25 protein-coding genes and 1 tRNA gene are annotated in these 24,353 nt (G+C 43.6%); 12 read left to right on the forward strand and 14 right to left on the reverse strand.

Going from position 1 to position 24,353, the window contains the following annotated elements:
• The first annotated feature begins 574 nt into the window (after window positions 1–574).
• The 3 genes from PHI74_04980 (at window position 575) to PHI74_04990 (ending at window position 2,781) form a co-directional block, all read left to right on the forward strand.
• Entirely contained in the window at window positions 575–1,297 is a 723-nt protein-coding gene (locus PHI74_04980; GenBank protein MDD5485356.1) for a helix-hairpin-helix domain-containing protein, read from the forward strand.
• Between the two features lie 201 nt (window positions 1,298–1,498).
• On the forward strand, window positions 1,499–2,026 hold the full coding sequence (locus PHI74_04985) for an archaeosortase/exosortase family protein (GenBank protein ID MDD5485357.1): 528 nt from the start codon (window positions 1,499–1,501) through the stop codon (window positions 2,024–2,026).
• Window positions 2,027–2,202: 176 nt separating this feature from the next.
• Window positions 2,203–2,781: a hypothetical protein gene (locus tag PHI74_04990; GenBank protein ID MDD5485358.1), complete on the forward strand. Its 579-nt coding sequence runs from the start codon at window positions 2,203–2,205 to the stop codon at window positions 2,779–2,781.
• A gap of 187 nt (window positions 2,782–2,968) precedes the next feature.
• Here the strand turns inward: PHI74_04990 and PHI74_04995 are convergent, their stop codons facing one another.
• The 8 genes from PHI74_04995 to PHI74_05030 form a co-directional block, all read right to left on the reverse strand.
• Window positions 2,969–4,465: a PAS domain S-box protein gene (locus tag PHI74_04995; GenBank protein MDD5485359.1), complete on the reverse strand. Its 1,497-nt coding sequence runs from the start codon at window positions 4,463–4,465 to the stop codon at window positions 2,969–2,971.
• Window positions 4,466–4,925: 460 nt separating this feature from the next.
• Window positions 4,926–5,009 (reverse strand) — tRNA-Arg (locus PHI74_05000).
• Window positions 4,995–6,128: an isocitrate/isopropylmalate dehydrogenase family protein gene (locus PHI74_05005; GenBank protein ID MDD5485360.1), complete on the reverse strand. Its 1,134-nt coding sequence runs from the start codon at window positions 6,126–6,128 to the stop codon at window positions 4,995–4,997. Before PHI74_05005 ends, PHI74_05000 begins: the two co-directional genes overlap by 15 nt.
• Window positions 6,115–6,618 (reverse strand): 3-isopropylmalate dehydratase small subunit, encoded by a 504-nt coding sequence (locus PHI74_05010; GenBank protein ID MDD5485361.1) that lies wholly within the window; start codon window positions 6,616–6,618, stop codon window positions 6,115–6,117. The genes PHI74_05005 and PHI74_05010 overlap by 14 nt, the downstream gene beginning before the upstream one ends.
• 169 nt (window positions 6,619–6,787) lie before the next feature.
• On the reverse strand, window positions 6,788–7,639 hold the full coding sequence (locus tag PHI74_05015) for a hypothetical protein (GenBank protein MDD5485362.1): 852 nt from the start codon (window positions 7,637–7,639) through the stop codon (window positions 6,788–6,790).
• A 104-nt stretch (window positions 7,640–7,743) separates the two neighbouring features.
• Entirely contained in the window at window positions 7,744–8,955 is a 1,212-nt protein-coding gene (locus PHI74_05020) for a 2,3-bisphosphoglycerate-independent phosphoglycerate mutase (protein MDD5485363.1), read from the reverse strand.
• Between the two features lie 33 nt (window positions 8,956–8,988).
• Window positions 8,989–9,603 carry a 30S ribosomal protein S3ae gene (locus PHI74_05025; protein MDD5485364.1) on the reverse strand — a complete coding sequence of 205 codons (615 nt, stop codon included), beginning with the start codon at window positions 9,601–9,603 and terminating at the stop codon, window positions 8,989–8,991.
• Between the two features lie 78 nt (window positions 9,604–9,681).
• Window positions 9,682–9,966: a hypothetical protein gene (locus PHI74_05030; GenBank protein ID MDD5485365.1), complete on the reverse strand. Its 285-nt coding sequence runs from the start codon at window positions 9,964–9,966 to the stop codon at window positions 9,682–9,684.
• Window positions 9,967–10,411: 445 nt separating this feature from the next.
• On the opposite strand from PHI74_05030, the gene PHI74_05035 reads away from it, so the two are divergent.
• The 5 genes from PHI74_05035 (at window position 10,412) to dapF (ending at window position 15,128) form a co-directional block, all read left to right on the forward strand.
• Entirely contained in the window at window positions 10,412–10,567 is a 156-nt protein-coding gene (locus PHI74_05035; GenBank protein MDD5485366.1) for a hypothetical protein, read from the forward strand.
• Between the two features lie 473 nt (window positions 10,568–11,040).
• A complete protein-coding gene (locus tag PHI74_05040; GenBank protein MDD5485367.1) occupies window positions 11,041–12,198 on the forward strand; it encodes an LL-diaminopimelate aminotransferase in 1,158 nt (385 codons plus the stop codon).
• Between the two features lie 6 nt (window positions 12,199–12,204).
• A complete protein-coding gene (hisG, locus tag PHI74_05045) occupies window positions 12,205–13,077 on the forward strand; it encodes an ATP phosphoribosyltransferase (protein MDD5485368.1) in 873 nt (290 codons plus the stop codon).
• Window positions 13,074–14,351, forward strand: coding sequence for a diaminopimelate decarboxylase (gene lysA, locus PHI74_05050; protein ID MDD5485369.1), 1,278 nt, complete (start codon window positions 13,074–13,076; stop codon window positions 14,349–14,351). The genes hisG and lysA overlap by 4 nt, the downstream gene beginning before the upstream one ends.
• Complete coding sequence (gene dapF / locus PHI74_05055) at window positions 14,352–15,128, forward strand: diaminopimelate epimerase (protein MDD5485370.1); 777 nt, start codon at window positions 14,352–14,354, stop codon at window positions 15,126–15,128.
• A 54-nt stretch (window positions 15,129–15,182) separates the two neighbouring features.
• Here dapF and radB read toward each other — a convergent pair whose 3' ends face one another.
• Window positions 15,183–15,944 carry a DNA repair and recombination protein RadB gene (gene radB / locus PHI74_05060; protein ID MDD5485371.1) on the reverse strand — a complete coding sequence of 254 codons (762 nt, stop codon included), beginning with the start codon at window positions 15,942–15,944 and terminating at the stop codon, window positions 15,183–15,185.
• A 620-nt stretch (window positions 15,945–16,564) separates the two neighbouring features.
• On the opposite strand from radB, the gene PHI74_05065 reads away from it, so the two are divergent.
• Window positions 16,565–17,173: an HXXEE domain-containing protein gene (locus tag PHI74_05065; GenBank protein MDD5485372.1), complete on the forward strand. Its 609-nt coding sequence runs from the start codon at window positions 16,565–16,567 to the stop codon at window positions 17,171–17,173.
• Window positions 17,174–17,685: 512 nt separating this feature from the next.
• Here PHI74_05065 and larC read toward each other — a convergent pair.
• Window positions 17,686–18,879 carry a nickel pincer cofactor biosynthesis protein LarC gene (larC, locus tag PHI74_05070; protein ID MDD5485373.1) on the reverse strand — a complete coding sequence of 398 codons (1,194 nt, stop codon included), beginning with the start codon at window positions 18,877–18,879 and terminating at the stop codon, window positions 17,686–17,688.
• Window positions 18,880–18,986: 107 nt separating this feature from the next.
• Here larC and PHI74_05075 point away from each other — a divergent pair, with 107 nt between their 5' ends.
• Window positions 18,987–19,253: a PRC-barrel domain-containing protein gene (locus PHI74_05075; GenBank protein MDD5485374.1), complete on the forward strand. Its 267-nt coding sequence runs from the start codon at window positions 18,987–18,989 to the stop codon at window positions 19,251–19,253.
• Window positions 19,246–19,419, forward strand: a complete 174-nt coding sequence (locus PHI74_05080; protein MDD5485375.1) for a hypothetical protein — start codon at window positions 19,246–19,248, stop codon at window positions 19,417–19,419. Before PHI74_05075 ends, PHI74_05080 begins: the two co-directional genes overlap by 8 nt.
• A gap of 90 nt (window positions 19,420–19,509) precedes the next feature.
• Here the strand turns inward: PHI74_05080 and PHI74_05085 are convergent, their stop codons facing one another.
• The 4 genes from PHI74_05085 to PHI74_05100 all read right to left on the reverse strand — a co-directional run bounded on the left by PHI74_05085 (window position 19,510) and on the right by PHI74_05100 (window position 22,130).
• Entirely contained in the window at window positions 19,510–19,656 is a 147-nt protein-coding gene (locus PHI74_05085; protein MDD5485376.1) for a hypothetical protein, read from the reverse strand.
• A 216-nt stretch (window positions 19,657–19,872) separates the two neighbouring features.
• Window positions 19,873–20,001, reverse strand: a complete 129-nt coding sequence (locus PHI74_05090) for a hypothetical protein (protein MDD5485377.1) — start codon at window positions 19,999–20,001, stop codon at window positions 19,873–19,875.
• Window positions 19,998–20,975, reverse strand: coding sequence for a DNA repair and recombination protein RadA (radA, locus tag PHI74_05095; GenBank protein MDD5485378.1), 978 nt, complete (start codon window positions 20,973–20,975; stop codon window positions 19,998–20,000). Before radA ends, PHI74_05090 begins: the two co-directional genes overlap by 4 nt.
• Before the next feature lie 39 nt (window positions 20,976–21,014).
• Window positions 21,015–22,130: an OB-fold nucleic acid binding domain-containing protein gene (locus tag PHI74_05100; protein MDD5485379.1), complete on the reverse strand. Its 1,116-nt coding sequence runs from the start codon at window positions 22,128–22,130 to the stop codon at window positions 21,015–21,017.
• Between the two features lie 56 nt (window positions 22,131–22,186).
• Here PHI74_05100 and PHI74_05105 point away from each other — a divergent pair, with 56 nt between their 5' ends.
• Window positions 22,187–23,473, forward strand: coding sequence for a 3-isopropylmalate dehydratase large subunit (locus PHI74_05105; GenBank protein MDD5485380.1), 1,287 nt, complete (start codon window positions 22,187–22,189; stop codon window positions 23,471–23,473).
• The last annotated feature ends 880 nt before the right edge of the window (window positions 23,474–24,353 follow it).

Below are 24,353 nucleotides of genomic sequence, written 5' to 3' on the forward strand. Positions count from 1 at the left end.
AAGAAAATGAGATCTGAGGATAAATTTTAGTTACCACTTCTATCAACATACGTAGATATATTGATTGCGAGCTAGACGGGAGTTGAATTTGGTGATTTTGATCAAGAGCCTCCAATGATGAATGGAATGCTGGTAAAAGGGCATACCTAAAAATGTCATCTTCTGTTCTGACTGGTCACAAAAGGCTTTATCCTGGGTTTGACAACACCCTACAGCATTTTTCGAACACTTCGATGAAAAATATGAATAAAGTCCAGAGTTGATGTCGATAATGCTGGGTAGAATTGCAGGCTTTGGTCTATAAGCGTGTTGTGTGGGTATTTGTTAACATTTATATGTTAGATATGGTGAAAGCTCTTATGTTGAAAAGCTCCATCAGAGCAGACTTAGAACCGAACACGGTCATAATCCCCTATGCTCGGACTTCTGGACAGAAGAGGCACACTAATATATAGTTAGTGACTTCGCCTCCTCAGTGAGTCTCAGATTTCCGGCGATCTGATATCACGTTAAGTAGAACTATTTGGACCAAGTATGCAGGGGAGAAATAAAAAGAGAGAAGTAAAAGTAATAAATGGGATACAAATTGTCAGAAATTAAGGTGTTCATCGATCATAGGGAAGGCAATAGGGTGATTGATTTTGTAAAGCAGATATGCGAGTTAGAGATAGTGCAGCTTCCAATCGGAGACATCTTGATAGTTGGCGTTGACGGTGCCGTTGTAATCGAGCGGAAAACTTCCGCAGACTTCGTGAACTCTGTCAGATCGAACAGGCTTTGGGAGCAGCTTCTCAGATTCCTGAAAATCGATGAAATCTGGGGGTATGAGATCAAACGTCGCATACTTGTGATACAGGGAGATTTCGAAAACTATCTGGATTTTATCCCGCCGATGTATCCCAAGAGGGCATTACAGGCATTTTGGTCGAGCATGATGGGTGCTCAGCTTGAGACACTATTCGTCTATGACACCCCTTTATTGGTTGTGGAGAATGATGAGGCTTTTTATGCCTTTTTGAAGACGGTGGTGGAAAGGGAGGAGGATGGTAAGAACGTTAAAATACCAGAATCAAGATGGTATCGGAAGAGAAAGAGAATTGATCTGCCTGTAAAGGATAGTAGGTGCTTTCTGTTGGCTGGATTACCCTTGATCGGGGACTCTCTGGCTAAGCGTCTCTTGGATCATTTCCACTCGATTGTGAATATCGTAAATGCATCTCAAGAGGAGTTGCAAGAGGTACATGGAATTGGGAAGAAAAAGGCAGCTCAGATATACGAAATATTTCACTCACAGTGATTTTATTATATCCTGATCGTTTTTATGATGGGATGGAAGGGAGTTTATAACGATAAGATAAAAAAGTAAGATTTTGCATCCTTTTGATGCTTGCGGACAGAAAATGTTGGCTGAGAGTTAGAGAGAACGTCAAGATTAAGAGCGGGCCCTTTGAAAGGAACTTGGAATGGACAGATAGGGGCTGGTTATGCGGTGGCTTATATGGGGAAAAAAAGAGAGTTTAAATACCTTAGAGGGCAGTCAGAGGCAAAAAAAGAAATATTGAAAACGATCTTATTATTCCTGATTCTCTGTTTCATCCTAAACTTCGCTTATTTCTTCTTTTTCGAAGAGCAAATACCCCAAAGGTCTTTTACTGCTTCCTTGGTTGCTTTTTTACTGAACTTATTTGGGTTACCTGCCAAATCAAATGGAACTTTTGTTCTGATGAATGATGTTTCAATCGACGTAATTGGTGAGTGCACTGGGATTTTTTCCATCATCGTTTATTGTTCGGTCATATTTGCATATCCAACGGATTTAAGGAAAAAAGCAATAGGAATGGTTGGCATCCCAATATTATATGGAATTACGTTGGTCAGGTTAGTCTCCACTGCGTTGGTTGGTATTTTTATGCCTTCTTTGCTTGATTTCTTTCATGCTTATCTCTGGCAGGTTTTCCTAATAGTCTTCGTTGTTCTTCTCTTTCTAATCTGGCGAGATAGGGTGGTAGAGGTGCCAAAGGAGTGAATTCACAAATGTTCTTTAAAATAATTCGGCGGAGCATATCCTCAGTCACCTCTTTTTGTAAAAGTTTTAAGCAGGGCAGATTTCCGCTTCATAAACCAAAGAAAAGTGGCAGTGGTAAATATCTCCCTTTCCTGATTAAATTCCTCGTTTTGTCCACTGTTCTTTATATCCTATGGATGCCATTTGCTTCAGCTTATTTCTCGTTGATATTAAGGATAACAGCCGCATATTTTGAAATTGTTGGAATTGAGATATCTTCAAACCCCTCTCAGGATTTCATCTATTCTCAAGGAATCAGAAGTTGCATTCCCCCTTTTGTCGCTTTGATGTTGGCAACTAATCTTTGTTTGGAAAAGAAGGCTTTACCAAGGACCAATACGCCAAAGATTTTTAGTAGAGCTTACCGCTTATATCTTCCATCAAAGATTTTTCTAAAAGGGGTGATTATTGGCATTCTCATACTTTTTATATTTCATGTGATATTGCAAATCTCTTATGTTTATCTCTTGCTCCCGCCCAAGGGTGAGCTTTACTCCATATTCGTTATTTTCCTATCAGGGACCTTCAGGGTTGCATTACCCTTTTTGCTCTGGCTCGCTCTCATGTACAAGCAGTTGTTCCCTGGAAAAGGGGCAGATAAAAATGTTTATCTTTGTCCTTTCTGCGGTGTAGAGAAGATTGGCATCCTTGACCATATCAAAGATGCCCACGGAGAAGAAGCACTTAAAAGCGAGGAAGTCAGGAAATTAATTTAGAAAAATTATCGGGTCAACTCAAAGTATCTATTTATCTATTCTGCTCATCATTGCTATGCTATTTATTCTGCTTATGCAACTCTCAAAAACGGCGCAGGTATTCCTGTTTTTTTATAGACATAGGGGGCGATCTACTGAAACTTACTGAAACATTCACAGGAAATGTTGGTGAAAAAGCCTCTCTTTTTCAACCTTTTTGATGGAAATCGTCCTGCTTGTACCCTGTGATGTCTTTGGAAATCACTGTTACTGCAATTATGTTGCCTGTTTTTGGATCTTTAACAGGACTAAAAGTTTGGAGGAAGCATTTACCGTTTCGGTGGCTCCTGTGTTCATGATTGATGGACTTGCCTGTTTTGAATACTTCTTCCACGGCCTTAACCGTCGTTGATGCTGCAGGATGGATTTCGCCATAACTCTTACCAATGACTTGATCTCTTGGCACGCCAAGCCTTGACAGATACCTATTGTTCGCGAGGATAAACCTGCAATTTCTATCTAACAAATATATATTATCGTCGGTAGACTCCACTAAGTAGCGATACTTCTCCTCACTTTCTTTAAGTGTCTTCTCCGCCTGTTTGCGCTCGGTGATGTCCCGGACTATCGCCAAAATTTGGGCAGGATGCCCATCAGGTTCACGTAGGAAACTAAAATTACCCTCAACTGTAACTATAGACCCATCCTTACGACATAAATCCAGCTCCAGCTTACGCGACCTGTTCGGGTCCTTTTGATCCCTATTTTCTATTTCAAGTTCTTCTGCAAGAGCATTCACGGCACGCTCATACGAGGCAGGTGTAAATACTTCTTCCATAGTGTTGGCCATAGCTTCCTCAACACTGTAGCCCAGCAGGCGGGTAACAGAAGGACTGACATAGGTGAGACGCATGTCCAAATCCACGGTCCAAATAACGTCTGAAGCGTTCTCGGCTAGCAGACGGTAGCTCCTCTCACTCTCGCTTAACGCCTCTTCCGCATGCTTGCGATCGGTGATATCTCGAACTACACTTATAGCCTCTGTAACGACTCCCGATTGGTCTCTGATGGGTGAGATTTTTGCGTCGTACCATGACCTCCTACCTTTTATTTCTAAGGCATAACTAAATTGCTGGGTCTCGCCCGAGATCTCAATTTGCTTCATAGCGGATTGCAGTAATTGAGAGACCTCTGGTGGAAGCAAATCTTTGAAATTTTTTCCAAGAAATTCGCTTGGAGGGACATATAAATCCCGTTCACGTGAAGGTTGGTAATAGTTCCTAAAAGTGCCATCCATACCAATGACGAAAACCAAATCATCCATTGAGCTAACCAAGGAGCGAATGTATTGCTCGCTCTTTTGAAGTGCCTTCATCGATTCCTTTACCTTATCGCTTAGCCCTTTAATAAGCTCACAGTAGATCAGGTCATAAGTTGCAAGTCTTTTCACTAAATCTGGAATCTTTTTCTTTCTCTCCTCCATGAATTCGCTTACGACAGAAAAATGCAAATCAAGCAGTCTCTCAGGACCAAAGCTCTGTTCCATGCACATTCGGACCAACTTTGAAAGCTCATATAGAGAATACCCATCTCCATTTTCAATGTAAGCGGAGAATATGTCCTTGTACTGCTGGATGAGCTTGTCATCTATTGTGGGCCCATCACTTTGATTTATGATAGTGCCGTCAGTTTGATTCTTTGTCATTTCATACCCATCCTTTTGTCTTTCTAGCCTTTTAATTTTGGTCGTGTTTTTGGTCTTATCACTCAATTACTACCATCAAATATCATCATCAGACTGGCTATATATTAGACTATTTGTCATTATTGTTTTAACTATTTGTCATTATTATTTTACATTTACTTATTCTTTGGAACAACAAACTATGGGTGATTTTTTGACATCGATTTTCGCAGAACTTCTTCTTACATAATTGTGGCAGCATAGTTATCGGCTTGATCGCCATTTACATAGCATTTAATACCTCTTTCTTGATTTTAGAAAATGTGTGTAAAGAGTATATTGTGTAAAGAGTATATGATTATTTAAACCTTATGTGAAGAGTATGTGATTATTTAAACCTTAAAATGTAAGGGTTAAGCAGAAGGAATCTTTTGAACACTGCTAAATAGTGTTATCCATACCATAACATAACTTTCCAATATGCCCCAGCTGGGATTTGAACCCAGGTCTTAGGCTCTCTGCAGATTACCGCAGGCCCAAAGGATATCCCCTACCCTACTGGGGCTTCTAGGACTATCCTTGCAATTTCATCTCCCACGTCAGACGTTTTGGATGAGCCTCCCATGTCATAGGTCTTGACGTTGCCCTTGCTTATGCTCTGCTCTATTGCCCTTACTATTGTATTCGACGCCTCTTTTTCTCCCAGGCAATCCAAAAGCATTGCTCCAGCCCATATCGTAGCGATGGGATTTGCTTTGCTCTTTCCAGCGTATTTTGGAGCAGAGCCATGAATCGGCTCAAACATGCTCGTTCCTTGGGGGTTGATGTTACCTCCGGGAGCTAGCCCCATGCCTCCTTGGATCATCGCCCCGAGGTCAGTTAGAATATCGCCGAACATGTTTGGCGTCACCACGACATCAAACCACTCTGGATTCTTAACGAACCACATTGCCATGGCATCCACATAGTTGAAATCGACCTTGACGTCAGGATAATCAACTGCTATCCTCTCCAAGATCTCTCTCCAGAACCCATACATCGGTATCACGTTTGCTTTATCTACGCTAGAGAGGTGTTTTTTGCTATTCTGAGCCAGCACAAACGAATAGCGAGCAACTCTTTCTGTGCCTTCCTTGCTGATCATTCCGACTTGATACGCTATCTCGTCGCTGTCGGAATCGATATCAAGTCCGAATTTAACGCTGTACAACTCTCTTATGATATCCAACTCATACTTATTGAGCCCTTTTCTCGCCCTGCCCCCGACTCCAATATAGAAGTCCTCGGTGTTCTCCCTTACGACTTTGAAATTAATTTCTTTAGGTCCCTTGTTCTTCAAGGGTGTCCAGACGCCCTCCAATAACCTTACAGGGCGGAGATTGATGTATTGGTCCAAGTAGAATCTTATGGTGAGCAGGATGCCCTTTTCCAAAATGCTTGGCTTGATTCTTTCATCGCCTACTGCGCCAAGGTATATCGCCTTATATTTTTTTAGCTCTCTTAAGGTATCCTCTGATATTAGCTCGCCCGTTTCTAAATAGTAATTGGCTCCATGGGGGTAATCGACCCACTCTACCTCAAAGTCGTGAACTTCTGCTGCGGCGCTGAGCACCTTCTTGCCTTCTGCGATGACTTCTGGACCAACGCCGTCTCCGCTTATGACTGGTACTTTATACGTGGTCATGTGATTTTCCTAATATGTTTTTCGTATATCCTATCAATCCGCCATGCTCAATTATTTTTCTTATGAACTCTGGTAGTGGCGTGGCAGGATATTTTTCATCTTTCGTCTGGTTCCATATCATGCCTTTTTCGAGGTCCACCTTGAGATGATCTCCCGTTTCAATCTGATCGACTTCATCGCACTCAAGCACTGGCAGTCCAATGTTGATTGCGTTACGAAAAAAGATTCTGGCAAATGACTTTGCAATAATGCAGCTTATGCCAGCACCCTTCAGTGCTAGTGGTGCATGCTCTCTGGAGGACCCGCATCCGAAATTTCTTCCAGCAACGATTATGTCTCCCGATCTCACTTGTTGTGCAAATTCTGGAAGTATTCCTTCAAATGCATACTTTGCTAACTCATTGGGATCATTGATGGTGAGATATCTACCTGGAATGATAGCATCTGTATCAACGTCATCTCCAAATTTCCAAACGTTCCCTCTTTTCATAATGATTTAGATTATTGTGTTTAAACCCTATTAAATTCATCTTAAGAATTTCATGAAATAACGCGCTCTGCCATAGAGAAGTTTTGAGTTATCCGCGATAATTAGCAGAGCCTTAAAGCAATCTTGGAGTTCAAATGGTCAGCGTAAAAACAGGACCTGTTATGGTGCTCTAATGGAAAAGCAGCTGACTTGTAACTTCAATCTCACGCTCCTCCTCTTCGTCGCGCATGATGGACACCCCTCTTAACGCTCTCATAGCCCCATCGATTTTGGCCTCTTCATGGACTATTATGGCATCAGCATTGATCTCGCCCATAACTCTGCTACCTTTGTCAACATACACCTCCCCTCTTGTGATCAAGTCGCCATATATCTCGGTGTTTTGTCCTATCCTTATTTCACCCCTCGCTCTGATGCTGCCGAAGAGCGTTGTATTATCTTTGACATTGATCGAATGGGCTCTGATATTGCCTACCATTCGACAGCTGTCTCCAATGATCGCCTTTTCTGGGATTCGAATCATGTCGAGAGTGATCTTGGTTCCATTCGGCACGATCAGTGCCTGTTCGTTAAATACGTCGCTTTCCTCAGAAAATAACTCGCTCAGCATCTTATCGACCTCTTCTCCTTCTCCAAGTCGGAGAAGTTCGGCCAGATATAAGATGATGTAAACGATTACTGGTACTGGGTTTCTGATCACGATCCAGCCCTTCGCCTCAAAATCATCCTTGATATGCACGTCGTTTCCGATATCCAGGTCGCCTTTCACGACCAATTTGCCGTTTATATTGGTACGCTCACCTATGTATGCGTCCTTCTTCGTCCTTACGTCCCCGTTTATGTTTGACCAGAGGTCCAGTCTTACGTCTTCCTCGGCTACGATGTCCCCATCTATTTTCACTCGTTCGCCGATGATGACGGAGCGCGCAAAAAGTCCATAGCTGATCTCAGAATGGTTGCCTATTAGAACATCTCCCTCTACTATTATCGATCTATCTCCCATCTGCGTGTTGTCTGGCATGACAAAAGAACGAAGCAATTCTGCTATTTCACCACTCCCCTCTAGATGTTATATGGTATGATATGATTATGTACCTACCACTATTTATTTATTATATTATATGATTATGCCCCAAATTTTTCCGTACGATCGATTAAGTCCATGAGTATTGGCATCAGGTCCATGCTGCGAATGCGGTTCAGTCCCCCAGTGGCAGCACTTATCTCATCGTAAGTCCTGACATCGTCCGCTCTAACCCCCTGTCCTTTGATCATTACTGGAACTGGATCAGCTGAATGGTTTCTTACCGCTATGGGTGTTGAATGATCTGCTGTCACAACCACTAGCGCGTCTTTCAGGCGAGTTATTGGCTCCAAAGCCTTATCAACCTTACCGATGAACTGTGTTTTTTCCTCCATCAGGCCATCGTGTCCAGCTTCATCCGCGCCTTTGATGTTCAACAGCACGAAGTCATGGTCATTTAGTGCATTTATGGCATTTTTGACTTTGGCACTGACATCAGAGTCCACGCCTCCTGTAGCGCCTTTCGTCTCGATATAATCCAATCCATACATCCTTCCTATCCCGATGATCAATCCAGTAGCGGCGACCACAGCCCCCTTTAGCCCATATTTCTCTGAAAACGTCTCAATTTTTTGTACAGTGCCAGCGCCCCTGATAAGTATTGTATTCGCCGGGAGCTTACCAGACCTTTTACGCTCCCTATTGGTCGGATGACCCTCCAGAACCTTCTCTGCCTGCTCAATAAATTCATTCAAGAGGTTAGCAGTTCTCTCTGCCTCTGGTCCAAGAGCGTCAACTCTTCTAACAGGTTCCCCATCATGTTTTGGATCAGATGCCGTTACATGTGAGCTAAGCCCATCTCCTCTGAGCGCCATTGCAGCCCTATGCCCAGTTGATCTCTTGAATATGAACTCTGTATCCAAATGCACCCCTTCTTGGATCGCTTTTGAAAGTTCAGTAGTATCGCTTATCCTTCCTGCTCGTCTATCTATTACCATGCCCTCTTTAATCGTCGCAAAATTACATCTAAAAGCAATATCACCTTTTTTGAGGTGAATGCCTACACCGGCTGCCTCAAGAGGTCCCCTACCAGTGTAAACCTTATAGGGGTCATATCCCAGCAAGGCCAAATGCGCTACATCCGAGCCTGGTCTGATTCCTGGCGCGATGGGGTCCATGATACCGTTGACGCCTAAACTTGCCATCAAATCTAAATTCGGCTTTTTAGCCATCAGGAGTGGCGTTTTCCCATTTATCGGACGGTCTGAGACACCATCTAAAACAACCAATAGTATCTTCCTGGCGATACCCATAAATAGCTATTCTTTCTGCTTGATATTTAAAAACTACCCAGTTGCTTGGGTCTCTTCTATTTTTACGACTTCTTTTGGCCTATAGATAACCTCTGTCTTTCTGAGTTCCACTCTACGCAACGGATAAATATCCTTTGCCACTTTATAGATATCAGATGCAATCTTACCGAGCACGATTTCTTGGATGAATGCAGCGAAATCAAGTTCTTTTGCCCTAGAAGTCACGATATCATGCATCATTTGCCTGATCGTTTTTATCTGAGGGTGGCTTGCCCGTCTGACCGTAAAACAAGATGGCTTGATCCTTACTTTGTATCCATCTGGCGTGGTTGCAATTATGTTTGCATCGATCTTGGATGTTCTCCTCTTAACCAAGGACCTCATATAGTCACGAGCCATTTCGTGACCAATAAATCTAGTTTGAGCCCCATTCGCATCTACTTCATAAATCTTAAACAGCATATTGATATTCTTTTTGGACCAGTCGTCTGTCATGTCACCTAAGGTGGTCGTCATAATCTTACCTATCAGCTTCTTGGGTTCATCGGTAGGCGTTTCCCCAATGATCGCATGACCAAACATCTCTGGAGCAAGCACATTATACCATTTTTTAGCTTTCCATCCCTCTTTCTTTGATCTTTTAGCCATATTAAAATCGAATGTGTATGGGATGGAGGATATATAAAGATGATGTCGATTCGCAAGGATTTGAAAATTTTTATTTACTTATAACGCCTCTTTGTATCGGATAATAAGAGATTTGATCAATCCATCGCATCTCTCTTCAGCATAGGAGACTTCTTCCATTTTTACATAAGCCCAAATGATGTATTCATCATGTCCAACCATTATAATTTTGTAGGTTCCATCCCAGCCTCCATAACCGATAACTTTCCATGTATATTTTTCTCCTGACCAATCATCAAAAGAGAAATTAGTCCTAGTAGTAATATTTTTACTTTTGGCGTGTAGATTTATATTATAAGACATTGCGATTTTAGCATCACTCAAACTTTCAAATCTATCCCCATACAAGCGAACACAATAGTTACTATATGAGCGAACATATTCTGGGTAGTAATCAATACCTGCTTCCTTGTAGGACCCAGAACCTATTATTTCACCATTAATTTCAAAGCCATTAAATGTCTCTCCTTCCCTTGGGAAGAAATCTACAATTTTTGGATTCTTAGATACCTCTTGGGGCGTTGGAGCTGGTGTTGGTGTTGGAGTAGGTGCTGGTGTGGGAGTAGCTGTAATTTGAGATACAGGTATATCGGCATCTAAAGGATTTGGATCCTGTGGATCCCAGTAATCATCCCCATCTGTATCTTTTTTATATGGGTCGGTTCCTGCAAGTCTCTCTTGTTCATCGCTCCATCCATCACCATCTGAATCAGGTTTCGGTGTAGGAGCTGGAGTTGGAGTAGGAGTAGGAGTTGGAGTAGGAGTTGGTGTGGGTGTTGGAGTAGGAGTTGGTGTGGGTGTTGGAGTAGGAGTTGGTGTGGGTGTTGGAGTAGGCTTAAACAGCCTCTCTTCGATACACCCTGAAAAAGCACATGTAATTAAAGCAAAAAAACAAAATAGCCACTACTTTTTTCATTTTAATTAACCTTCTGTATCTTCTCCAATGATCCCTATTTATTCTAATCTTCTTAATATATCTATTGCCAAAATGTTGCCTCATTAGGGTATTATTAAAAATGAAGTGGTTGAGAGACTTTAATCCTCTCGATCACAACACCACCCTTTTCACGCCTCTGTTATCTCCAGCGCTTTCTGACCAGTTATCCTTACCTTAGTGTTCTCGTCCCATCCAAAAACGACCGATGTCCATGGGCAAAGTAACCATATAACTCGATCCCATTTTCAGGATTTTTCTATCTTTCATGTTTTAATATTGGTTTAAATATTTATTAAAGGTTTGGTTGGTTAGGAAGCTAAAAAAGGTAATTAATATTTGTAGTTTCCATGGTTAAGTCAAGAATTGAGATTTTTAGGTTAGTAAATATACTATCTAAATTTAATTTTCCTTTACTGAGCATTACAAAAGTATTTTTATACAGCGCTCTTAGGAGAATAGAGATGTATGCCCATAGAATGAGTACCCTGCCTTCTTATCTCTTTGCAAAACTTGACCAACTGAAATCTGAAAAAATAAAACAGGGTATAAAAGTCATCGATCTTGGGATTGGGGATCCAGATCAGCCGACGCCAGAACACATCATTCGGGCATTATGTGCTGCTGTTGAAGACCCTATTACGCATAGGTACCCCCCCTACGAAGGCATTATTTCCTTCAGAGAAGCAGTATCCCAGTGGTATGGCAAAACCTTCGGCGTTAGGCCTGATCCAGAGGATCAGGTGCTCGCCCTTATAGGCTCAAAAGAGGGTCTGGCTCATATTCCTCTTGCATTCGTGAATCCCGGGGATGTCACACTCGTTCCGGATCCAGCTTATCCGGTCTATCGCATGGGAACTCTAATCGCGGGTGGCACTCCGTATCTCATGCCATTGTTGGCTGAAAAAGGCTTCCTGCCGGATCTGGATGTGATTCCCAGAAGTGTAGCTAGGTCGGCAAAGATGCTCTTCATAAATTATCCAAACAATCCCACTAGTGCTATCGCTGAAAAAAAATTCTTCAAAAAGGTGGTTGACTTCGCATCCGATAACGGGCTGATCGTTTGCCATGATAATGCTTATTCTGAGATGACCTATGACGGATATAAAGCGCCGTCTTTCCTAGAGACTAAGGGTGCGATGGAAGTCGGAGTTGAGTTCCACTCTCTTTCTAAGACCTACAATATGACCGGATGGCGGCTTGGCTTTGCTGTTGGCAACTCTGAGGTCCTTGCTGGCTTGGGAAAAGTGAAGACCAACATAGATTCGGGTGTGTTCAGGGCAGTACAAACGGCGGGTATAACCGCCCTGACAGGGCCTCAAGATTGCGTTACAAGAATGCGGGCAATCTACCAAGAGAGGCGGGACTTCTTGCTTGCTGGATTGCGGGAAATGGGCATATCCGTGGAACCTCCAAAAGCGACGTTCTATGTCTGGGCACCTGTACCTAGCGGATTTACTTCTATGCAATTCTCAAATCTGTTGTTGGACAAAGCCGGAGTTGTAGTGACACCTGGCATTGGCTTCGGTGAGCATGGTGAAGGATATATACGTCTTTCGCTAACTACTTCTATGGAAAAAATCAAAGAGGCAGTAGAACGAATGAGAAATGTGGGGATATGATTGATCATGCTTAATATTGCGCTTCCAAAGGGCAGTTTGGAGGAACAGACACTGTCGCTTTTTAGGGCAGCAGACCTTGACGTAAAAGCCACATACAGGGGGTATAATCCACACATAGATGACCCCAGAATCGATAAGGTAAAAATACTGAGACCTCAGGAAATTCCGAAATACGTTGAGGAAGGCTATTTTGATCTCGGCATCTCAGGTTATGACTGGGTTCTTGAATCGGGTGCGGATTTGATCGAGATTGCGGATTTGCCCTATAGCAAACAGGGCGCAGGAGTTGTTAGAATCGTGGTCGCTGTACCCATCGAATCCGAGATCAACGATGTGAGGGGAATAAGACCAAACAGCAGGGTATCCACAGAATTTCCGAACCTAACCAAGGAGTATTTTAAGAAATTGGGCATTCCTGTCAGGATATTTTATTCCTATGGTGCGACAGAGGCAAAAGTACCTGAGCTGATGGACGTCATCGTCGACTTGACGGAGACAGGTGAGACGCTGAGGAGAAATGGGCTGAAGATAATCGGAACGATCCTTGAGTCCTCCACTAGACTAATAGCGAACAAGAAGTCATGGAATAATCCAGAGAAAAGAAAGGCAATGGAAGAGATTAAAATCCTGCTTCTGGGAGTCATAGCAGCCCGTGGCAAGGTGCTCCTAAGCATGAATGTGCCAAAAGAAAAGCTAGATGCTGTTGTGGGGTTGTTACCTGCCATGAAAAATCCGACCATCTCCCAATTGTATGGTTCGACATACTATGCGGTGGAAACGGTGGTGGATAAAAAGGACGTCAACATTCTCCTCCCTCAACTGAAAGACGAAGGGGCAGAGGACATTCTTGAGATGAACATCACAAAGATCGTGGAATGATGTCGACTAGAGGTCATCTGGAAGTTAAGAGCTCTCATCTGGTCCTAGGTGGCGTCGATACTGTTACCTTGGTAGAGCAGTTCGGCACTCCTCTATATGTAACCAATGAGGCAAGAATCAGGGCTAATTATCAGAGGTTCAAAGACGCCTTCCCAAATGCAGACATATATTATGCCGCCAAGTCGAACTATAATCTGACAGTTCTCAGGATACTTGCAGAGGAAGGGGCTGGAGCGGACGTGTTCTCGGGCGGAGAGTTGCACTGTGCTCTCAAGGCGGGAATTCCTTCTGATAAGATATTGTTCAACGGAAATTCCAAGACCGATGCTGAACTGGAAATGGCTGTTAAGAACAACATAAGAGTTTCAGTTGACTCCTTGGACGAGTTAAGAGCTCTCTCGGGGATCGCGCATGAGCACGATCATCAGGCAGAAGTTGCCTTCCGAGTGAACCCAGACGTATCGCCACACACTCATCCGAAGATAGCAACTGGATTGAGAGAGACTAAGTTTGGCATTCCCTCCAGTGATGTCATTGCAGTCTACAAAGAAGCGCAGTCAACTGAGAACATCAAGATAGTTGGCATTCATTGTCACATTGGCTCGCAGATAATTGATGTGTCACCCTTTACAGAGGCGACAAAAAAGATGATTGACCTGGTCAAAGAGTTGACCGGGCTCGGCATCCGGTTGGAGTTCATCGATCTTGGTGGTGGACTTGGAATTCCATATGAGGATGAAACTGCTCCATCGCCAAAGGATCTTGCTAACGCGATCTTACCGATATTTGCTGAGGGGCTGAAAGCTTTGGAAAGCCCTCCAAAGTTGATCCTGGAACCTGGGAGATACATCATGGCAGACACAACCATCCTCCTTGCTAAGGTGAACACGGTGAAGCATGCATATAGGAACTTCGTTGGTGTGGATGCAGGGTTCAATCTTCTCATTCGTCCAGCCATGTATGACGCCCATCACAGGATTATTGTTGCAAATAAAGCAGGTGAAAAGCCATCCGCCTTATACACGATCGTGGGCCCCATTTGTGAATCTGGTGATGTTCTTGCCAGAGATCGATTTCTTCCGAACATCGAAAAGGATGATTTGATTGCGATTCTAGACGTGGGCGCATATGGCTTCTCGATGAGTTCGCAATACAACGGAAGACCTAGATGTGCTGAGCTGCTGGTGCTTGATGGTAACGTTGATGTGATGAGGAAAGAGGAATCATATGACGATTTGCTTGCGAACCAAGTTTTTCCATCGAGGTTTAGATAGATGATACTGTTTACCAAGCTACATGGAAACGGCAACGACTTCATTTTGATCGACGAATATGGTGGAGAAGTTATCCCAGAGGCAGAGAAAAGTGCTTTTGCGAAACGATTCTGTGATCGACGTTACGGGATAGGTGCAGACGGCGTCCTGTTTGTCTCCAGGTCGAGATTTGCCAACCTGAGAATGCGCATTTTCAACTCAGATGGAAGTGAGGCCGAGATGTGTGGAAACGGTCTCTTTTGTGTGGTAAAGTATTCTGTAGAGGCAGGACACATCCTATTAGGTACGATTAACATAGAAACGTTGGCAGGTGACATGACGGCTGAGGTAAGAAAAGATCTTGGGGAAATTTGGATAAAGGTGAATATGCCTGTATCAGAACCCTTCCTGGAGTTGGAATCGGCCGGATTCAAAGTGTTTGCTTTGGAGGTGGGGGTTCCACATGCCGTCATATTTGTGGATGACTTGGATATTCCGATAATGGATATCGCGCCCAAGATTAGGTTCGATCCAGCATTTCCAATGGGGACAAACGTGGATTTTGTCTTGGTTGAAGATGGTTATCTGAGAATAAGGACCTATGAGAGAGGCGTGGAAGCAGAAACGCTTAGCTGTGGCACTGGAACAGCCGCGTGCGCATTCATTGCAAACCGACTTGGAAAAGTAGGCGGGGAAGTAAATGTCCGGACTAAAGGTGGTCTGTTGAGGGTTTATATCAACGCTAACGTGTTTCTGGAAGGCACAGCAGAGATCGTTTATGAAGGGGTGATTCGTTGATGTTATCATCTCTTCTTATATCTCATCTTTCTTCTTCTCTTTTTCAATTTATGTTTACTCATCTTTTTTCTCTTCCTCTTCTTCGGAATGCCCACTGTGATCCTCCCTTGTCTTATATGTCTTTGATACGTCTCTGACGCCATCTTGCGTCAACACGAACTCGCACGAGATGCCCTCTGGTCTTGATCGATGCTTTAGCAGTATTGCGCGTCTTTTCCCATCCTCTAGTTTTTCTAGCTGAACGATGGTCTTGGAGAGGTGCTCGACCATGTTTCCCCCTACCGGATGGAATTTACCGCTATCGGCATCCATATATATTTGATTTGTTATTACGACGGCCACATCGTATTTTCTTGCGAGTTGGAGTAGACAAGCGATCTGGTTTGCCAGTTCTCGCTTTAATTCAATGCCCCGCTCTTCATCAAGCTCAAACCTATAAAAAGATACCGCTGAATCGTTGATTATCATCCCTACATTATCAATCATTTTTTCAATGTCCTTGATGGCGGAATATTGCTGCTCAAAATTCAGTGGCTCATAGATGATGACATCCTTAGCAATATTCTCCACTCCATCCCCAGCTATCTGGTCAAATCTTTCTGGAGAAAAACCCTCGCTATCGATGTAAACTACTTTTTTCCCTCTTTTCACGGTTTCAATTGCAAGCTGAAGACAAATATTAGTCTTGCCACTACCAGGCTCTCCAAATAGCTGGGTCACCGTTCCTACTTCGAAGCCACCACCCAATAAATCGTCAATTTTCTTGCACCCGCTTGGATATCTCTTGACCTTGATGATCCTCACCCCTTCGTTCATTATAGTATGTGACTATATAGTATGTGACAGCTAGGATATACCGCTTTCGAGTATAAGTTAAATTGTGATATGGGGCTATGGCATTATTCATGGAGAAATATCCATCTAACCTAGCGAGAAATGAATATCGAACATAATAGTGCTCTCCAGAAGTAGTGGTCAGAGGCAGTAATGAGTGAGATGATTTTAAACTGAGCTGTAAAGTAAACGTCACCTAAATTGAGATTTGAGTTAGTAATAACATATGCGATTTAACGAAGTCATAAATTTCCCTCGAAAAGAGTTGAATTTTTCAGAGATGGAAATTTGGGATTTGGGTAGAGAAACTTGCAAGGTTTCGGAACCGTTAAATCGCTGTTCTATCCTCTGAGCCGAAGGCTGAGAGCGCAGCGTGGCACGGAGCGAAGCGGAGTGACTTCAAAAAATATTTTTTGCTCTCATCTAAAGGATAGGCTGATAGGCAAAAAAAGACTTACTCTTACTTATATATACGATCAATATACGATCATAATAAAATTATCATACTATGGAAAACAAGCATATCAACAACAAGGAGAAGAAAGTGACACCTTTAAAATTTCTAAGACGGCATTGGCACGACATCGGCCTTTTTTTCAGCAATGGTCGCGGGGGCCTACCTAATATTTGCCTGGAATGATACTGTCCTTTTACAAAAGCTTCTTATCCTAAACTTTATTGCCGTTCTTCTACATCAATTTGAAGAGTACAGTTGGCCTGGTGGATTTCCAGCGATCGCGAATATGGTTTTAAAAAGAAGTGAAAGGCCAGACCGCTATTGGCTGAACCAGAACAATTCCATGGTGGCTAATCTTAATTTTGCATATGTATTCTATTTAGTTCCAGTCTTTTTTCCCAACGTGATTTGGCTAGGTTTAGCACCTGTACTTGGCGGCGCAATTGTTCAATTCTTCACTCACGCCATTTATGAGAATATAAAGCTAAGATCTTTCTATAATCCTGGCGTTGCAGCCACTGTTTTTGGTCACATCCCGATTGGTGTGATTTATGTATATTACATTCTCGCAAATCATCTGGTGAACTGGTGGGATTGGTTACTTGCAGTAGCATGGCTGGCTATCTTCTGTTTCCTTAATTTCTATATCCTTGAACAAAAACTGCTCGCTGACAAAAATTCACCTTACCCCTTCGACCAAGACGAAATGAAACGCTTCGACATTGAGAAGAAACTTGAGCGTGCCAGACGATAAGTAGAGATGAACTTTCAATTCTGCTCATAACGTCGGGTCTTGCCCATTAACAACCTCCCCTTCCTTATCTATTAAAAGGCCACTAGAGACATCACCACCTTTTTGCTTGAAAACTATAAAGGAGTCTATGCCTCTATACTACTTAAACTTAGGAATGCAACGTCATCTAAGTTTTCAGTTACTTCTTTTATCATTAATAAGTATAAGGTTATTTTATCTGCCCTTTATGACTTTCATTAGCTACTATCCTTTTTTTGAATAAAAAGTATCATTCACAAGAATATTGGGTACAAACTGGACTATAATAGGCTATCTCTACGTCCTTGACTTTTTCCATCATCTCAAGGCTTCTCTATTTGTGATGCTCACGGTGATTTTTAATCTTTTTCTATTGATCCACTCTTCATGCCAAATACTTGAATTGCACCTCTATAGGGTTCTTTGGCTATGTGGGATAAATTGTTTCAAGTGTGAAATTTCTGCGACTCAAAATAATATCTCTTTTTTTCAATTCATGAAAGCCTGCTCCAGGCAACACATTCTGCTTTTCTGATTATTTCCTTCACTGAAACGCCCAACTCTTCAGCCACTTTTTTACAATCCTCGAACTCAGCTGAAACGCTCAAGGTCTTCCCTTGCCGGTCTGTCGATATCTTAACCCTCACCTCTCTTCTATCTTCACCGACATCAATCACTGTAGTGCTAATATGTCTCTCTGTGATCAATCTTTTTACAGGCATGACTCTTGTGCATGGGGAACCAGTCTCTTGGATGATTTTCCTCGCCAGTCTGGTAGTATCAGCTGGTTGGGCCATCACTTGTATTATGTGCCCAGGTCGCCCCTCCTTCATGGTGGCGGGCATAATGGAAACATCTCTCGCACCCGAGCTCATCAAATCACGGATTAGCTTACCCAAGACTTCTCCCGTGACATCATCGACGTCCGTCTCCAACACATCTATACGATCAGAACTTAACATCTCGTCTGTTTCTCCGATAACCGTTCGCAGTACGTTGGGAGTTTCGAAGGCTCTTGATACGGTCCCGTATCCGACTCTATTGACTTCAACCTTCGGGAAAAAAATGTTGCACTCCTTGACGAAATGAGCCAATATGGCGGCACCAGTCTGGTTTGTCAGTTCCTGCGTGGCTGGTCCGCCGTGGTATGTAATGTTCCAAAGACATGAATTACGTAATATTTCGATCGTTGCGAGTATTGATAATCTACCAATAGAAGTTTGGGCGGATCCCCTGCCCATGCATATGGGCGTGCTTCGTATTCTAAATTTATCAAAGCCAAGGTTATGGAAAGCAGCACATGCACCGATCACAACTGCAATTGCATCGACACTTCCTACATCCCGCAAGCGTGATCTACCCTTCAGTTCTCCATTCACTTTTGATTGGGCATCAGCTATTCTTTCGCATATCGCGATACTATCTCCAATTACCGCGTCATCCAAACCACTTTCTTTGAGGCCTTCTGTGATGCCCGTGTATATCGTTTTCCAATCGTCAGCGCTCGTCACGTTTACCCTAGTTGCACTAATGCCAAGCCCGCTCACCTTGGAAATTTTGACGTTGACATCTCCAATGGAGGTCATTGCCTTCTTTACCGTATTCTTGTTAGCTCCCAGATCCACTAAGCTCGCAACGATCATGTCGCCCGAGACACCTGAAGAGGGATTAAATATGACCGTTTTCATCATCCATAGTTTTTATATCCTATCCATTAAATATATCGGAACCGTATCGTATCACCTAGAGACGAAGTCTTATATATGATATCGATAATAAGCGGAATGGGGGTCTAATGGTGAGGAGTTTCGCAAAAAATTTATCTAACAAAAAAGTCATGGGCATCGATGGATCGAACATTGGCACTATGCATAACGTGGTGGCCGATCTTCGTACAGGAGCTTTGATTGACCTTGTAATCAAACCAGATATGGCGTTTGATACTGAGGGCTTCAGAACAGAGGATAACTTCGTGCTGGTTTCATTTGAAGCAGTTCGTGCTATAAAAGACTACATAGTGGTGGACTTAAAGATACCTAATAGAGGCGAGGGAGATGAATAAGTATCTATGGGTATTATTGGGCTTGGTTTTGGTAGTGTTAGGTCTGTGCGGAATATGGTACTTCTTGGACGATGTGTTATCTTTTATAAAAGGTATCATAGGCATCATCGTGCTGATGATTGGCGCAATCATCCTTGTGATAGGGGTATCTGAGCTGAGGGAATAAAAACCTCGACAAATCCGGCGCCATATTCCTTTTTTTATGCCACTTCTTTCAGCTTAGTTTAGCATCCGCATTTACAACTGCTATGCCGATTCAGGCAACCTCAAGCATTTCGACATCGTTTTCAGAGTCGCCGGCGATGCCTTCAGTGGACCAGTCAAGCGACTCCGCAAGCTTTTTCTTTTGATATGCACGACTGCTTTTGATATGCGCGGCGAATCCGCCGTCTGCGAGGTTCACATCTGTTTTGGATAGTATTCCCTTGCCTATCTAAGTCAGGGTTTCGCCTCACTGCGACTTCAGTCCTTCTGTAGGATAGATACATCCAGTCCCTCTAGATCGAACTGTTTCTTTAAAATCTCAAATGCGCGTATGCATGGGTGACATCTCCGATGGCATGCTCTTCATCATCTCATCGTAATCAACCTTAGCCACTCCGTGCGATCACTGATGCCGCTAAATTTGCCATCGTAGTGGCAGCAGACCGCCAGTGGCGAGAATGACATTTATGCGGCGAATGGATTCTACAGCCGGTCTCGGTGTGTAATTGTCTGTCCTATCGATGTCGAGAGCAAGCGCCTTCAATCCTTGATTCCTTCCGTCGTAACGGAGAATATGGCCTCCCCCTCTGGCAGGTAAGGTGAATCAACCAATCTTGCAATCCTTTTCTCGCCCTTAGACTTTCTCAGATAAATTCTGAAGGTTGCGGTATGTCCGAGGATATGTCCTCCTATTGGGCGCGTAGGATCTCCAAAAAATGCGTCTGGCTTTGCCAAGACCTGATTCGTAACCATGACAACTGCGTTGTTGAGATCAGCAAACCTCATGAGTTCATGCAAGTGCCTATTGAGCTTCTGTTGCCTGTCCGCAAGAGTACCTCTGCCGACGTATTCTGCCCTGAAATGTGCGGTCAGCGAGTCGATGATGAGGAGCTTAACAGGCCTGTCAGTGTCTTTTAGCTGCTCCGCCAGCTCAGAAGCAGTGCTGACCAGCAGTATCTGGTGATTTGAGTTGTAAGCTCTTGCAACGTGGATGTTTTTCAGCACCTCTTCTGCATTCATTCCAGCGCCTTCTGCCATTTGCGTTATCCTTTCCGGTCTGAAGGTATTTTCTGTATCGATTATTATCGCTGACCCTTCCAGCCCGCCACTATCTCTTGGTAGCTGCACATTTATGGCTAACTGGTGTGCGACTTGTGTTTTTCCAGACGCGAATTCACCATATGTTTCGGTGATTGCCTGCGTTTCCATGCCGCCGCCTAATAAGGCATCAAATGCAGCACTTCCTGTTGTTAACTTGCTCACTTTTTTCCTTCTCTCCAGCACGACGTCTCCGGTCTCAAACCCACCTATCTCTGCTTGTAGTCGAGCTGCTTGGATGATCTTTGCGGCCGTGGCCTCGCCTACATCTGCAGTGTTTGCCAACTCTGACGGTGAGGCGACTGCTATAGCCTCTATTGAACTAAAACCCGCCTCTAGTAGTTTTTCAGCGGTTGCAGGTCCAACGCCCGGCAAGTCTCCCAGAGAAATCTTTTTGGCAGTTTGATTGTTTTTAGTCATTTAATCAGTCCTTTCCTCAGATTAGAATCGAATCTCCTCTCATAAATCTTTAGTGCTGATCTCGCTTCGCCAGTCGACATTCAGCTCTATGCTGTCACTCCAACCTGCTTTTGCATAGCCGTCCATGATTTTGATCTGGGTTCCGATGTTTATCTGGTCGACCAAGTCTGCATTTTCGCCCCACAGTGCAACCTGTATTCCATCGGTGTCGTCAGAGATTCTTATATTCGCCACCTTCCCAGCTGAACCGTCGCCTTTGATAAACTCCCGCTTTTCCCCCACCTCGGTCACAACGCCCATCACGTTGTAGGATTCGTTTATACTGATGTCAGCAATCTTTGTCATATGCTCACAATAGCTCACTTCTTTGGAACTCTTTTCGATCTTTCCGTACCTATCAAGGTGAATCTCGGTACGCCCATAACTCTCGCGGGAATATCCGTTTGTAATTTCGATGACGTCTTCCGGGGCAAGTTTTTCCTTGGTCTGGTCATTCCATAGCACAACCCTGATCCTACCGGTTTCATCTCCCAGGGTGATGTTGCTGACAGATCCTTCCGTGCCATCTTTTCGGGAGAATCTGCGTATTTCGCCTATGTTCAGCACTTTTCCTAGGATGTTTATTCCACTCATCCCGCTCACAATATCGCTGATCTTGTGGGTTTTGATTTTGATATCCGCGTCTGTTTCGATGAATTCCATACTGCCGTTTCTTCCGACATTTACCTCCATCCCAGCATAGCCGTCTTTCACATATCCGCTGATATTGAGCATCACTCCTGCGGATAACTCGTTGACCTTAACCAGGTCTGCCAGCTCATCCCATAGTACCACGCGTATCGAGCCAGTCTCATCAGAGACGATGATGTTTGCAACTCTGCCAATCGAACCATCATCCCTGGAGAATTCATGTGAGGCCTCCACCTGTGTGACCTTGCCCCTAAAACTCACGTTTTTTTGATCCAGCGAGATCTCCCCGATTTTCATCATATCAAGAATGCCAAGATCGTGTGCAACTAGCTTTGATGCTGTTTTTTCGTCACAAAGTCCGCCCATCAGGTCGATCTTTTCCTCTACCATCTTTTTGAACTCATCCAAGGTGATGCTGCTCTGCAATCGCTCGTAAATCTGTAAAATATCTTCCATCGTTTTCATGTTATGTTATGTGAGATGGTAATTAAAAGTTGTCCCATTGATTAATTTTATCTACGATGCTGGCAGAAAGGCTATCAATGTCCGGGCAAACCATTTCAGAAAAGATATTTTCTAAGGCTATTGGTAGGGTTGCGAAAGCGGATGAGTTCGCTTTTGCTAATGTGGATAGAGCCATGATTAATGACATTACTGGCTTGCTTGCGATAGAGTCGTTCCGGCAGATCGTGTCTGACTGTGGAAACGGCGTCTGGGATCCGAAGAAGATCGCGATAATATTTGATCATCAGGCTCCAGCTGACTCCTTGGAGGCTGCCAACAATCATGCGCTGCTCAGGCGATTTGCAAAGGAGCAGGGTATCGTTAACTACGATGTCGGGGACGGGGTTTGCCACCAGGTGATGCCAGAAAAAGGGCATGTTATCCCCGGAGAGCTGATAGTTGGTGCTGATAGCCATACCTGCACGTATGGTGCTCTAGGCACTTTTGCTACTGGTGTTGGATCTACTGACATGGCATCTGTATTTGCTACAGGACGACTGTGGTTCAGAATATCAGGAACGATCAGATTTGAGATCTCTGGCAAATTACAGGATCGTGTATGCTCGAAGGACCTCATCCTCCGTCTGATAGGCGATGTCGGCGCATCTGGAGCCATTTATCGGGCTTGTGAGTATGTTGGACCCACGATGAGGGACATGGGCATTTCGGACAGGATGACCATGTGCAACATGGCGATAGAGATGGGAGCCACTACAGGCATCGTTGAACCAGATGCAAAAACGGAGGCATATGTTAGAGAGCGCATTCCAGGTTTCACTCTCAAAGAGCCTTTGAGGAGCGATGAGGATGCAGCCTATGAACTCCGGGAGTATGACGTCTCAGATCTGGGACCGCAGGTTGCCTGCCCTCACGGCGTGGATAACGTCAAGAGCGTGAGCGATGTAGAGGGAATCAAGGTAGATCAGGTGTTCATAGGCTCTTGCACAAATGGAAGATTTGAGGATATGCGGATCGCTGCAAATATCCTGGGAGATCGTTCTATAGCTGAGGGGACCAGGTTGCTCATCATTCCCGCCTCCAGGGAGGAGTATGTCAAGACGCTGAAAGCAGGCTACATCGAGCGATTTATCGATGCAGGCGCGATTGTGGAGGCGCCATGCTGCGGTCCATGCATGGGCGGATTATTTGGGATATTGGGTGATGGGGAGCGTTGCCTCTCAACTTCCAACAGAAATTTTAGAGGCAGGATGGGGAGTGCGAATGCAGAGATATATCTGGGCTCCCCCGCTACCGCCATTGCTTCAGCCATCAAAGGAAGGATTACCGATCCGAGGTCAGTCTAAATCTTTTTAGAAAAAAGCGATTTTATCTAGGGCATTAAATTTTGAAGGTATCTAAATCAGTAGGACCTCCATTTGAATACTCTCTGAAATTGCCCCTCTAAAACGTGAGAATTTTAGTGAAAAAGCTAAATTAAGGAAGTGTAAAGGCCTTTAAAGGGCTAATTTAACTCATATAAAAGTTTTAATTCTTGGAATATCCCCAGCTTGATCTCAATGCGTTTTATTTTTCTTTTTTTGGCAGGGCAAATATGCGATTTGTGAGCTGGCTTGTAAGTCTTATTTAACATTGAATTTGACTTAAAGTTTGATCCTTTCAGGATTCGTTTTAGACTTTATTTAGTATAGTATGAGACATACATATCTATCCATGATGCTTTTTTATCCATCCCATCTGTTCTTTTGATGCTCTGGAACAATCTTCTTGGAAAGAAAATTGTGAGTGCATTCTCTTGTGATTCCAGTCTCTCATCATGATTTTTATGTTAAATGGATTGCGCCTCTGAGCACTTATTACTAAAAAATGTCTCTGACAACCATTTGAAGAATTTGTAACTGTATCTGGCTCCTACCATCTTTCCAATCTAACACGGTTAAAGCCTCGCCTGTTATGTCTTGATAGAGGACTTTTAGGGTTTTTTGGTAAAGCTGGCAGGATTTTATTTGAAGACGGATATAACGCAACGCCATCCCAGGAAAGGTAAATTAGATACTTATCAATCTCCTTATCAATCGACTCAATCGACTTTTTCGACCAATAGCGATATGTTTATATATAGTACACTCATAAGGGCATCTTGAAGAGTATATTCTCTTTGAGGGGATAGGGAGGTCATTATAGGGTGGCTAAAACTCAATTTTATATGTTGGTTCAGGGTACTAT

The sequence above is a fragment of the Methanocellales archaeon genome (assembly GCA_028715985.1).
Classification (GTDB): Archaea; Halobacteriota; UBA148; order UBA148; family UBA148; genus UBA148.